Annotated in this window: 12 protein-coding genes; 6 read left to right on the forward strand and 6 right to left on the reverse strand. The window is 68.9% G+C overall.

The genetic code is table 11. The features are described 5' to 3' along the window. Positions 1 to 6: 6 nt before the first annotated feature. The 6 genes from A7W11_RS29170 to A7W11_RS19335 all read right to left on the reverse strand — a co-directional run bounded on the left by A7W11_RS29170 (position 7) and on the right by A7W11_RS19335 (position 5,787). On the reverse strand, positions 7 to 1,716 hold the full coding sequence (locus A7W11_RS29170) for a DUF3426 domain-containing protein (protein WP_066417382.1): 1,710 nt from the start codon (positions 1,714 to 1,716) through the stop codon (positions 7 to 9). A 12-nt stretch (positions 1,717 to 1,728) separates the two neighbouring features. Next, positions 1,729 to 2,649 carry a 50S ribosomal protein L11 methyltransferase gene (gene prmA, locus A7W11_RS19315; RefSeq protein WP_066417385.1) on the reverse strand — a complete coding sequence of 307 codons (921 nt, stop codon included), beginning with the start codon at positions 2,647 to 2,649 and terminating at the stop codon, positions 1,729 to 1,731. Positions 2,650 to 2,719: 70 nt separating this feature from the next. Continuing rightward, the gene (gene accC, locus A7W11_RS19320; RefSeq protein ID WP_066417390.1) at positions 2,720 to 4,066 is read right to left on the reverse strand and encodes an acetyl-CoA carboxylase biotin carboxylase subunit; all 1,347 of its coding nucleotides are present in this window, start codon (positions 4,064 to 4,066) and stop codon (positions 2,720 to 2,722) included. Between the two features lie 139 nt (positions 4,067 to 4,205). Beyond that, complete coding sequence (gene accB / locus A7W11_RS19325; RefSeq protein ID WP_066417393.1) at positions 4,206 to 4,661, reverse strand: acetyl-CoA carboxylase biotin carboxyl carrier protein; 456 nt, start codon at positions 4,659 to 4,661, stop codon at positions 4,206 to 4,208. Positions 4,662 to 4,750: 89 nt separating this feature from the next. Continuing rightward, complete coding sequence (gene aroQ, locus A7W11_RS19330; RefSeq protein WP_066131562.1) at positions 4,751 to 5,185, reverse strand: type II 3-dehydroquinate dehydratase; 435 nt, start codon at positions 5,183 to 5,185, stop codon at positions 4,751 to 4,753. 83 nt (positions 5,186 to 5,268) lie between these two features. Further along, positions 5,269 to 5,787: a TlpA family protein disulfide reductase gene (locus A7W11_RS19335; protein WP_066417398.1), complete on the reverse strand. Its 519-nt coding sequence runs from the start codon at positions 5,785 to 5,787 to the stop codon at positions 5,269 to 5,271. A gap of 72 nt (positions 5,788 to 5,859) precedes the next feature. Here A7W11_RS19335 and mpl point away from each other — a divergent pair, with 72 nt between their 5' ends. The 6 genes from mpl (at position 5,860) to mtgA (ending at position 12,406) form a co-directional block, all read left to right on the forward strand. Beyond that, positions 5,860 to 7,224, forward strand: a complete 1,365-nt coding sequence (gene mpl / locus A7W11_RS19340; RefSeq protein WP_066417403.1) for a UDP-N-acetylmuramate:L-alanyl-gamma-D-glutamyl-meso-diaminopimelate ligase — start codon at positions 5,860 to 5,862, stop codon at positions 7,222 to 7,224. 11 nt (positions 7,225 to 7,235) lie between these two features. Beyond that, positions 7,236 to 7,844, forward strand: a complete 609-nt coding sequence (locus tag A7W11_RS19345) for a YqiA/YcfP family alpha/beta fold hydrolase (RefSeq protein WP_156523167.1) — start codon at positions 7,236 to 7,238, stop codon at positions 7,842 to 7,844. A gap of 75 nt (positions 7,845 to 7,919) precedes the next feature. Then, positions 7,920 to 9,806: a ribonuclease catalytic domain-containing protein gene (locus tag A7W11_RS19350; RefSeq protein WP_066417410.1), complete on the forward strand. Its 1,887-nt coding sequence runs from the start codon at positions 7,920 to 7,922 to the stop codon at positions 9,804 to 9,806. Between the two features lie 98 nt (positions 9,807 to 9,904). After that, the gene (locus tag A7W11_RS19355; RefSeq protein WP_066417412.1) at positions 9,905 to 10,801 is read left to right on the forward strand and encodes an energy transducer TonB family protein; all 897 of its coding nucleotides are present in this window, start codon (positions 9,905 to 9,907) and stop codon (positions 10,799 to 10,801) included. Further along, positions 10,798 to 11,667, forward strand: a complete 870-nt coding sequence (gene aroE, locus A7W11_RS19360) for a shikimate dehydrogenase (RefSeq protein WP_066417416.1) — start codon at positions 10,798 to 10,800, stop codon at positions 11,665 to 11,667. Before A7W11_RS19355 ends, aroE begins: the two co-directional genes overlap by 4 nt. A 4-nt stretch (positions 11,668 to 11,671) precedes the next feature. After that, positions 11,672 to 12,406: a monofunctional biosynthetic peptidoglycan transglycosylase gene (gene mtgA, locus A7W11_RS19365; RefSeq protein WP_066417419.1), complete on the forward strand. Its 735-nt coding sequence runs from the start codon at positions 11,672 to 11,674 to the stop codon at positions 12,404 to 12,406. Positions 12,407 to 12,447 lie beyond the last annotated feature (41 nt).

Below are 12,447 nucleotides of genomic sequence, written 5' to 3' on the forward strand. Positions count from 1 at the left end.
CATCCTTCAGGGAAAGAATTTATCGAGTTGGTAACCATTGACCTGCAGGCCCGCCACCTGGATGGGCACGGTCAGGGTAATTTCGGCGCCCGGGCCCAGGGGCCCCTTGGTGCCGGCGGGCAGATAGGCTTCGGGCAGGATGGCCTTGCGGGCCACCACGGTATCGGACAGATCGGTCAGGTCCAGCATCAGGGCGGGCCAGTGCTGTTCCTTGTCGTAGCGGTTGCGCAGCACCACCGTCAGCACCAGGCGCGAGCGGCCATCGCCGGCGGTCTGCGCCGCGGCGCCAGCGGGCGGGCGCAGCGACGAGGACACAATGGAAATGCGCTCGATGCGGCGCGCGTAGCCCACCGTGCAGCCGACGGCCTGGCACAGGGTCGTCAGCGCCGGCCGCAGCGCGGGCGCAGCGATGGCGATCGAGGTGCGGTAGGCAAAGACCAGTTGCGCGCCCAGCGCCAGCAGGCCCAGCAGGCAGGCCCAGGTCCACAGGCGGCGCCAGGTGCGCCGCGAATCGATGCGGTCCTGATCCAGGAACTCGGGCGGCGTACGGCCGCTGTCGGTGGCGCTGGAATAACGGGTGCGGGCATCGCCGTAGACGGCGTCGGCCGAGGCGCCGTCGATGTCGTCTTCATCGTCGTGGCGCAGGCCGGGCTCGTTGCGGCCAGGGTCGGCGCGCGCGGACGAACGGAACGGGCGGGCGTCATGCGGGCGGCCGTGGCCGCGAATGGGGGGCTCGGCGCGCCACTGCGGTTCGTCGTCACGGCCTGCTTCGTCGTCGGCCCCACGGATCGCCTCATCATGGCGCGTGCGCAAAGGCGGTTCGGCGCGCCAGCCCGGCTCATCATCCTGGTCTTCGTCAGCGCGGAAGGCTTCGTGGCGGGAAGCCGGTTCGCGAGCGCGCGCCGGAGGATCGACGTGCCAGGGAGGATCATCGCCGTGATCCCTCTCGGCACGGAATCCGGGCTGCCGGTCCATGCCCGGCGACGGCGCGGTGGACCTGCGGGATTCGTCGTCCCGATCATCGACATCGTCTCCCGCCCGGATGGGCGGATGCGATGCGCCGAAAGCGGGCTCCTGGCGGCGCTCGGCACGCCCACGCAGCACCGAGGGCGTCTCGGCCACGATACGTTGATCGCGCCGGCCCGTGGCGGGTTCGGCGCGCAGGACGCGGTCTTGCGATACGGAGAATTCGCTGTCATCGCGTGCACGGATGACGGGCGCGGGCGGATGGGAGGCCGCGGATGGCGGACGATGCGATGGCACATCCTGCTGCGGCGCAACGGCACCGGCCGGCGCTTGCCCTGCCCCGCCCTCGCTTGTCCGCGTACGGCCACGCAGCACGGCGGGCGGCGCGGAGACCGCAGCCGCCACGGGCAATTCAGGCGCCGCGGACGCGACCGGAACCGGGGCCGGCGGCACCGGATACCCGCCCGGGTGAGTGCTGGAATACGCATCGCCGGAGCGTGGCGCCGTCGAACGAGGAAACTGCGGAACGGTCGGCGCCGGCGCCACGGGCGGATCGCCGGCCAGCGGCGCTGGCGCAGCGAATGGCGACATCGGCGGCGGCGCCACGGGAGCCTGCTCGCTTTCGAGAGACGCCCGGCCATCGAACACCGTGGAACATACACCGCAACGCACCAGTCCATTGCGCACGCGCAACTGGTCGGCCACCACCCGGAAAGCGGTATGGCATTGCGGGCAACGGGTGATCGGCATGGCGGAAAAAGCTCAGTCGCGGCGGCCGTGCAGGCACACCCAGCCGTCGCGCTCGCGCCAGACGGACATCTTCAGCCAGGGCGCGTAGGCCGCGGCCACTTCCTCGGCCTGCCGTTCGAGCACGCCGGACAGCACCAGGTCGCCGCCCGGCGCGACGCGCGCGGCCAGCATGGGCGCCAGCACCTTCAGCGGGTTGGACAGGATGTTGGCCACGACGACCTGGAACGTGCCGTCCTGCAGACCGTCGGGCAGCATGGCATCCAGTTCGACGCCATTGATCCGGGCGTTGTCCGCGGAAGATTGCACGGCCTGCGGATCGATGTCCACGGCCGTGACCGGACCGGAACCGAGCTTGCGCGCGGCGATCGCCAGGATGCCCGAGCCGCAGCCGTAATCCAGCACCGGCGCGCCCGCGGGCAGCTCGGCTTCCAGCCAGGCCAGGCACAGATGCGTGGTGGGATGGCTGCCGGTGCCGAACGCCAGGCCCGGATCGAGTTCGATGTGGATGGCGTCCTCGCCACCCGCCTCGTGGGCGGTGACGGCGGGGTCGTCGCGGTGCCAACTGGGTACGATCCAGAGACGCTCGGCGATCTGGATCGGCGCGAACTGCGATTGCGTCAGGCGCACCCAGTCGGCGTCAGGCACATCGCGCAGCGACCAGTCCCGGGCCGCGTCGGCGCCCAGGCCGGCTCCGGCCAAAGCCTCTTCCAGCATCTGGGCGGGATCGGCGCCGTCGGGCAGGAGGGCCACGACCCGGTTGCGGTCCCAGGCCTGCACATCGGGTTCGGTGCCGGGCTCGCCGAACAGCGGCCGTTCTTCAGCAGTGCCGAAGTCGGCGTCCTCGACAGAGACCGACAGCGCGCCTGCCTCGAGCAAGGCATCGGACAGCGCCTCGGCCTGCGCCTCCAGGCAGTGGAGCACGAGTTCACGCATGGTGGAAGCCTGTTTGTGATTCGGTGAAAGCAGCCGGGCCACCCTTGCGGGGTGGCCCGGCCCGCCCGCGTCAGGGACGCTGGGCCAGCTTGTTTTCCAGATAGTGGATGCTGGTGCCGCCTTCGATGAAGCGGGCGTCCTGCATCAACTCGCGGTGCAGCGGGATGTTGGTCGAGATGCCTTCGACCACCATTTCGGACAGGGCCGTGCGCATGCGCGCCAGGGCCTGTTCGCGGGTGTCGCCGTACGTGATGACCTTGGCGATCATCGAGTCGTAGTTGGGCGGCACGAAGTAGCCGTTGAACGCGTGCGAATCGATACGCACGCCCGGGCCGCCCGGCGTATGCCAGTTGGTGATGCGGCCGGGGCTGGGCACGAAGCGGAACGGATCCTCCGCGTTGATGCGGCACTCGATGGCGTGGCCCTTGAACACGATGTCGCGTTGGCGCAGCGCGAACTTCTCGCCAGCGGCGATCAGGATCTGCTGCTGGACCAGATCGACGCCGGTGATCAGTTCGGTCACCGGATGCTCGACCTGGATACGCGTGTTCATCTCGATGAAGTAGAACTCGCCGTTCTCGTACAGGAACTCGAACGTGCCCGCGCCGCGGTAGCCCATCTTGCGGCAGGCGTCGGCGCAACGCTCGCCGATGCGCTCGATCAGGCGGCGCGTGATGCCGGGCGCCGGCGCTTCCTCGATGACCTTCTGGTGGCGGCGCTGCATGGAGCAGTCGCGCTCGCCCAGCCAGACGGCGTTGCGGCCGCCGTCGGCCAGCACCTGGATCTCGACGTGGCGCGGGTTCTCGAGGAACTTCTCGAGATACACCTCGGGGTTGTTGAACGCGGCGCCCGCCTCGGAGCGCGTCATGTTGACGGCGTTCAGCAGGGCGGCCTCGGTGTACACCACGCGCATGCCGCGGCCACCACCGCCGCCCGCCGCCTTGATGATGACCGGGTAACCCACCTCGCGCGCCACGCGCAGGATCTCCTGCGGGTCGTCGGGCAGCGCGCCCGCCGAGCCCGGCACCACCGGCACGCCGGCTTCGATCATGGCGTGCTTGGCGCTGACCTTGTCGCCCATCAGGCGGATGGTCTCGGGACGCGGACCGATGAAGACGAAGCCGCTTTTCTCGACGCGGTCGGCGAAGTCGGCGTTTTCGGACAGGAAGCCATAACCCGGGTGGATCGCCTCGGAGTCGGTCACCTCGGCGGCCGAGATGATGGCCGGCATGTTGAGGTAGCTCTCGCGCGACGGCGCGGGTCCGATACACACGGACTCATCGGCCAGGCGCACGTACTTGGCGTCGCGGTCGGCCTCGGAGTGCACGACCACGGTCTTGATGCCCAGCTCGCGGCAGGCGCGCTGAATGCGCAAGGCGATCTCGCCGCGATTGGCGATCAGGATTTTTTCGAACATATATCAGTTGCTCCACCGTGCTTGGCACGACCTACGACACATGATTGGCACCACTCGGTCGCGAACGCCGCGGATCCGGCTTCGCCGGTCCACCAACGTCGCCCCCCGGGGGCGCGCAAAGCGCGTAGGGGGGATTCATCTAGCCGATGACGAACAGCGGCTGGCCGTATTCGACCGGTTCGCCGTTCTCGACCAGGATTTCCTTGATGACACCGGCCTTGTCGGCCTCGATCTCGTTGAGCAGCTTCATCGCTTCGATGATGCACAGCGGATCGCCTTCCTTGACCGACTGGCCCACGTCGATGAACGGGGCGGCGCCCGGATTGGGCGAGCGATAGAACGTGCCGACCATCGGCGCCTTGACGACGTGGCCCTGGATGGCAGCCGGCGCGGCGGGGGCAGCGGGTGCGGCGGCCGGTGCGGCGCCGGCGGCCGGAGCCGCCGCGACGGCTTCAGGCGCGTGGTAGGCCACGGGCTGCAGGGTCTGCGAGAACTTGACGATGCGAACCTTGCCCTCGCCTTCGGTGATCTCGAGCTCGGCAATGCCCGATTCCGCCACCAGGTCGATCAGGGTCTTGAGTTTTCGGAGGTCCATAATGAAGCTGCTTCCCGATTAATTTGTTGGCGGCGCCCCCGGTGCGGGTCTGCGCCATGTGCTGAAAATTGGAAAAAAAGCGTCGCGGGTCAGTGGCGGACCGCGTAGCGCAGCGCGGCTTCGTAGCCATCGGGCCCGAGGCCGCTGATCAGTCCGACGGCGATGTCGGACAGGTACGAGTGGTGACGGAAGGGCTCGCGCTTGAACAGGTTGGACAAATGTACTTCAACGAACGGGATCGCCACGCCAGCCAGCGCATCACGGATGGCCACACTGGTATGCGTGTAGGCACCGGCATTGATGATGATGAAATCCGTGCCGTCCGTGCCCGCGGCCTGGATGCGATCGACCAGCGCGCCCTCGTGGTTGCTTTGCCAGGACGCCAGCGTCACGTTCAGTTCCGCAGCCACGTCAGCCAAGCCGGCATCGATCTGCGCCAGCGTGCGGCTGCCGTAGATACCGGGTTCGCGCGTGCCGAGCAGGTTCAGGTTGGGGCCGTGCAATACGAGAATGCGTCGCGCCATGGATTTGCTATGAACGTCGGCAAAAAGTATAGATAAAGCGACTTTTTACGCCAAATCGCCGTATTTTTGCAAGCTGCCTGTCATCAACCGGCCAGGCTGGCCACGGTGTGCGCCAGGTCGGCTGCGTCGATCTGGCCCAGGATTTTGCGGTTTACGGTGCCATCTGCATTGAAAACGAGCGTAAACGGCAGGCCGCCGGCCGGGTTGCCCAACTTGCGCAACGTATCGATGGCATTGGCGCCCATGACCACCAGCGGATACGAAACCGGCACCTTGGCCAGGAATTTGCGGATGTTGTCCGCGTTATCCACGCCGATGCCGATGAACTGCACCTTGGGGTGGCTTTTCTGCATGGCCTCGAGTTCGGGCATCTCTTTTACGCAGGGCGCGCACCAGGTTGCCCAGAAATTGACCACCATCGGGCGGCCGCGCCAGTCGGACAGCTTGTGCGTACGGCCGTCGAGATCCGGCAAGGCCATGCCGGACAGGGCCTTGACCGCATCGGGCGAGACGGCGGGTTCCGGGGCGGCATGCACCCGGTGCGCATAGGCGGCGGCCATGGCCGCGGCGGCGCCCGCATGCAGGAAGAGACGGCGATTCATGGGCCGAATCATAACCGCAAGCGCTCCGCGGGGGAACGCGGCACCCTCTACAATGCCGCCAGGAGATCTCCCATGCATCTGCACATTCTTGGTATTTGCGGCACGTTCATGGGCGGGCTGGCGCTGATCGCGCGCGCGGCCGGCCACAAGGTCACCGGCTGCGACGCCGGCGTCTATCCCCCCATGAGCACCCAGCTGTCCGAACAGGGCATCGAACTGATCGAGGGCTTCGGCGCCGATCAACTGGCGCTGGCGCCCGACCTGTTCGTGATCGGCAACGTCGTCAGCCGCGGCAATCCGCTGATGGAAGCCATCCTGGACAGCGGCGCACGCTACGTGTCGGGCCCGCAATGGCTGGGCGACCACGTCTTGCCGGGCCAGCACGTGCTGGCCGTCGCGGGCACGCACGGCAAGACCACCACCAGCTCGATGCTGGCGTGGATCCTCGAGGCCAACGGCCGCCGCCCCAACTTCCTGATCGGCGGCATCGCGCCCGATCTGCAGGTATCGGCGCGCTTCGATCCCCAGGTGGACACCTTCGTCATCGAAGCCGACGAGTACGACACGGCCTTCTTCGACAAGCGCTCGAAGTTCGTGCACTACCGACCGCGCACCGCCATCCTGAACAACCTGGAATACGATCACGCGGACATCTTCCCGGATCTGGCGGCCATCGAAACGCAGTTCCATCACCTGGTGCGCACCATTCCCGCCAGCGGCCGCATCGTCGCGCCCGCCGGCAACGAAGCGCTGGACCGCGTGCTGGCGCGCGGATGCTGGTCGGAAACGGTCAGCTTCGGTACGGATGGCGCCTGGCGGGCCGGTCCGGCCGACGCGGACGGCGCCTTCGCCGTGCTGCGCGATGGCCAGGACATCGGCACGGTACGCTGGACGCTGGGCGGCGAACACAACCGCATGAATGCCCTGGCGGCGCTGGCCGCCGCCGAGCATGCCGGCGTGCCCGCCGCCGACGGCATCGCGGCGCTGTCACGCTTCGGCGGCGTGAAGCGCCGCATGGAACTGCGCGGCACGGTCAACGGCGTGAAGGTGTACGACGATTTCGCGCATCACCCCACCGCCATCGCCACCACGCTGGACGGCCTGCGCCGCCAGGTGGGCCAGGCGCGCATCCTGGCGGTACTGGAGCCGCGCTCGAACACCATGAAGCTGGGCACCATGGCCGAACGCCTGCCCGGCGCGCTGCAGCAGGCCGACCTCGTGTACTGCTTCGGCGCCAAGCAGGGCAAGCAGGCGCTGGGCTGGGACCCGGGCATGGTGCTGGCCCCGCTGGGCCAACGCGCCAGCAGCTTCGACGACCTGGACGCCCTGGTGGCGGCCGTATCGTCCGCGGCCCGGCCCGGCGACCATGTGGTCGTGATGAGCAACGGCGGCTTCGGCGGCGTGCACGGCAAGCTGCTGCACGCCCTGGCCCGATGAGCGCCCCCGCCATGAACGCCCACGCCATCCTGTACCTGCACGGATTCCGTTCGGCGCCCGCTTCGTTCAAGGCGCGCCTGATGGAACAGGCGATGGCGGCACGCGGCCTGGCCCACGCCTGGGCCTGCCCGCAACTGCCGGCCAGCCCGCGCGAGGCCGGCGATCTGATCCTGGACATCGCCCGCCGGCAATTGCAGGGCCTGGCCAGTTCCCGTCACCTGACGGTGGTGGGCTCGTCGCTGGGCGGCTACTACGCCACCTGGCTGGCCGAGCGCCTCGATTGCCGGGCGGTGCTGCTGAACCCGGCGGTGCACGCGGCGCGCGACCTGGCCACGCAGGTGGGCGAGCATCGCATGTATCATTCGGACGCGCCGTTCGTGTTCCTGCCCCAGTACGTGCAGGAACTGGCGGACATGGAGGTTCCCGTCCTCAGCCACCTCGAGCGTTATTTCCTCGTGGCCGCCACCGGCGACGAAGTGCTCGACTGGCGCGAAATGCGCGACCGCTTTGCCGGTTGCCGGCAGCGCATCATCCAGGGCAGCGACCACGGCCTGTCCGATTTTGCGCAGTGGCAGCCCGAAGTGCTGGATTTCGCGCTGGGCGCCTCCACCTCAAACTGAGAACCTGCCGTTTCCGGCTGGCTGCACAGCCTGCCGGCGGCGCGCCTGACGGCGCCAGATGGATCGATCGCAAATATGTACGTGTTTTATGAAGATGACGGCAGCTTCAAGGCGGCCAACATCATGTCCGAGGCGGATTCCACCCTCCAGGTAGAGGCCGAGTCCGGCAAGCGCAGCAAGATCAAGCGCAACAGCACGCTGTTCACCTTCGCCGCCCCGGCGCCCTCGGCGCTGATGGAGCAGGCCACGGCCGCGGCCGAGGACATCGACCTGCAGTTCCTCTGGGAATGCGCGCCGCAGGAAGAATTCGATGCCCCGGCGCTGGGCACCGATTATTTCGGCCATGCCCCCACCCCGGTCGAGCACGCCGCGCTGCTGATGCGCCTGCACAGCGCGCCAGCGTATTTCCACCGGCGCGGCACCGGCCGCTATCGTCCGGCCCCGCCCGACATTCTGGCGGCCGCGCTGGCGGCGCTCGAGAAAAAGCGTCTGCAGGCCGAGCAGCAACAGCAATGGGTCGATGAAATGGCCGCGGGCAAGCTGCCCGAGGTCATCGCCCAGGCCGCCGAGTCGCTGCTGGTGCGCCCCGACAAGAACACGCAGGCCTGGAAGGCGCTGGACGCCGCCTGCGCCCGCCTGCACAAGACGCCGGACCGCCTGCTGCTGGAACTGGGCGCCTGGCCCCATGCCCTGGCACTGCTCAAGCGCCGCTTCCTGGCGGTGCACTTCCCCCGCGGCACGGGCTTTCCCGACATGGAAGTGCCCGCCATCGAGCGTGAACTGCCGCTGTCCGAGGCCGAGATCTATTCCGTGGACGACGTCACCACGACCGAGATCGACGACGCGCTGTCCGTGACCGAACTGCCCGAAGGCCGTGTGCGCGTGGGCGTGCACGTGGCCGCGCCCGGCCTGTCCGTCACCCGCGACAGCGAGCTCGACAAGTTGGCGCGGGCGCGCCTGTCCACCGTATACATGCCCGGCGACAAGATCCCGATGCAGCCCGACAACGTGATCCAGGCGTTCTCGCTGGACGCGGGCCGCGCGGTGCCCGCGCTGTCGCTGTACGTGACGGCCGACCCCGCCACCGGTGAGATCTTCGAATCCGAAACGCGCCTGGAGCGCATCGTGGTGCGCGAGAACCTGCGCCACAATCAGTTGGACACGCAGGTCACCGAAGCCGCGCTGGACGACCCGCAGGCCGAACTGCCCTACGCGCACTGGCTGCGGCCGCTGTGGCGCATGGCCCAGGCCCTGTCGGCCAAGCGCGACGAGGCGCGCGGCAAGCCCGAGAACCACTCGCGCGTCGAGTACAGCTTCTATCTGGACGGCAACCCCGACGATCCGGACACCCCGGTGCGGCTGGTGCCGCGCCAGCGCAACGCGCCGCTGGACCGCATGGTGGCCGAGTACATGATCCTGGCCAACAACCTGTGGGGCGGCCTGCTGAACCAGCACGGCGTGCCGGGCATTTACCGCTCGCAGCAGGCCGGCCGCGTCCGCATGAGCACCCAGGCCCTGCCGCACGAGGCCATCGGCGTGCCTCAGTACGCCTGGTGCACCTCGCCGCTGCGCCGCTACGTCGACCTGGTCAACCAGTGGCAACTGATCTCGGCCGTGGACAACGGCGTGTCGGCGCGCCTGGTGGCGCCCTTCAAGCCGCGCGATGCCGACCTGTTCGCCATCATCGGCGCCTTCGACGCCCAGTACGCCGCCTGGGCCGAGTTCCAGGGTTCGATGGAACGCTACTGGTGCCTGCGCTGGATCAAGCAGCAGGGCCTGACCCGCGTGACGGCGCACGTGCTGCGCGACGACCTGGTGCGCCTGGCCAATGCGCCGCTGGTCACCAAGGTGGGCGGCATGCCCGAACTGGAGCGCGGCACGGCGGTGGAGATCGACATCCTGGGCCGCGACGAACTGGCGCTGGAACTGGATTGCCGGTACGTGGGTCCCGCGGCCGCCTGAGCGCCGCGGCACGGCTTTGAAGGGGCGGCCCATGCGGCCGCCCTTTCCATTTCGGGGGTCCGGGCCCGAGGGAAATAATCTAGCCCTAAAATGCCCAGGTGCAATTGTCCGCCCCCCCTTCCTCTTCCGGCCGCGTCCGGCACTGGCTGAGCGCCCCGGCCCGGCACTACCTGCTGGTCGGCGTGGCGATCTCGCTGCTGGTGCATGCCGGCGTGCTGGCCTGGCATTTCGGGCCTGGCGCCTCCGCGCGCCCGCCCGCCCAGTCGCTCGAAGTGGTGCTGGTCAACGCCAGGACCGAAACCGCCCCCGTGCATGCCCAGGCGCTGGCCCAGCAGCAGATCGACGGCGGCGGCGAGGCCGAGCGCGGCATTGCCCAGTCCCCGCTGCCGCGCACCGGCGAATCGGCCCAGACCATCGTGCTGCAAGCCATGCGCCAGCGCCAGTTGCAGTTGGAGGCCGAGCAGAGCCGGCTGCTGACCCAACTGGAATCGCCGGAACGCACCGGCGCGGAGCGCCAGGCCGTGCACCCCTGGCCTGACGCCGACGAGCCCGGTGACGACACCGCGCAGCAGCCCGGCGTCATCCAGAACGCCCGCATTGCCGCGCTGTCCGAACGCATCCAGGAATACAACTCCCGGCCACGCCGCGCCTATGTGGCGCCGTCGGCGGCTCAGTCGCGCTACGCCGCCTATCTCGACGGCTGGAGCCGCCGCATCGAGTCGGTCGGCACCCAGCACTATCCCGAGGACGCGCGCGGCAGGATCTACGGCACGCTGCGCATCACGGTGACGGTGCGTGCCGATGGCAGCCTGGCCGGCTTCGACATCGACCAGCCCTCGCCGCACGCCGTGCTGAACCAGGCGGCGCGCCGCATCGTACAAATGGCTGCGCCCTTTGCCCCCTTCCCCCCCGAATTGGCGCGCGATACCGACGAACTGGTCATCACCCGCACCTGGCATTTCGTCAACGACACGCTGGAGACCGCCGCACCATGAGCCCGCCGAGCCTGCCGAGCCTGCCCCGCTATGCCGTGATCGGCAATCCCATCGCCCACAGCCGGTCGCCGCAGATCCATGCGATGTTCTCGACGCAGACCGGCCGGCCGCTGCAGTACGAGCGCCTGCTGGCGCCGCTGGATGGCTTCGCCCCCACCGTGCAGGCCTTTCGCGAGGCCGCCGGCCTGGGGCTGAACGTCACCGTGCCGTTCAAGCAGGAAGCCTGGGCGCTGGCCGGCGATCGCCTGTCGACCCGCGCGCGGCTGGCCGGCGCGGTCAATACGCTCTGGCTCGCGGACGGCGCCTGGCATGGCGACAACACCGACGGCGTGGGCCTGGTCAGCGACCTGGTCCGGCTGGGCGTCGTGCTGCGTGACGCCCGCGTGCTGCTGGTCGGCGCGGGCGGCGCCGCGCGGGGCGTGCTGCAACCACTGGCCGAAGCCGGCTGCGCGCGCATCCACATCGTGAACCGCACCGCCGCCAAGGCCGCCGAACTGGCGCGGGCCTGGGCCGCCGCCGCCCTGCCCGGCCCCACGCGCGTCAGCGCGGGCGGCCTGGACGAGGCCGCCGCGCCCGGCGGCTGGAACGTGGTCATCAATGCCACCGCCAGCGGCCTGCAGGACGCCGCGCCGCAACTGCCCGGCGGCCTGTACGCCGCCGACGCCATGGCCTACGACATGGTGTACGGCTCGCGCCCCACCCCGTTCATGCGGCAGGCCGAGGCCGACGGCGCCGCGCGCCGCGCCGATGGCCTGGGCATGCTGGTCGGCCAGGCGGCCGAAAGCTTCCACATCTGGCACGGCGTGCGTCCGGACCCATCCCCGGTACTGGTCACGCTGCGCGCCGCGCTGCTGGCAGAGGCCTGAAGCCATGGCACGCAGCAGCCGTCCCGCGCGGCGCAGGTCCGGATGGCGCATGGCGACGATGGCCGTCATGGCGATCCTCTCGCTGCTGCTCCTGTACCAACTGTGGCTGTTCTGCATGGTGGTCTGGTATGCCTACCAGCCTCCCGGCAGCAGCGCGGTGATGCGCGGGGAACTGTCACGGCTGCGCGAGAGCGACCCCGATTTCAAGCTGAAATACGAATGGGTGCCCTACGACAGGATCAGCGAATCCCTCAAGCGCGCGGTGGTCGCCTCGGAAGACGCCAATTTCGTCGAGCACGACGGCGTCGAATGGGAAGCCATCCGCAAGGCCTACGAATACAACCAGCGCCAGGAAGAACTGGGGCGTGCCAGGCGCCGCGGCGGCTCGACCATCACGCAGCAACTGGCCAAGAACCTGTTCCTGTCCGGCTCGCGGACCTATCTGCGCAAGGGCCAGGAACTGGTGCTGACGTACATGATCGAGCACGTCATGCCGAAGCAGCGCATCCTCGAGCTGTACCTGAACGTGGCCGAATGGGGCACGGGCGTGTTCGGCGCCCAGGCGGCGGCGCAGCATTACTACAACACCGGCGCGAACGGGCTGGGTGCCTACCAGGCCGCGAAATTGGCGGCGATGCTGCCCAATCCCCGTTATTACGACAAACATCGCAGCACCGGCTACCTGAATTCCCGAGCCTCCACCATTGCCGCGCGCATGCGGCAGGCGGAAATCCCCTGACGAGGGGTCGCCCTGTGGCCGCCGCGGCGCGCAGATTTGTT

The organism is Bordetella ansorpii (assembly GCF_900078315.1).
Taxonomy (GTDB): Bacteria; Pseudomonadota; Gammaproteobacteria; order Burkholderiales; family Burkholderiaceae_B; genus Bordetella; species Bordetella ansorpii.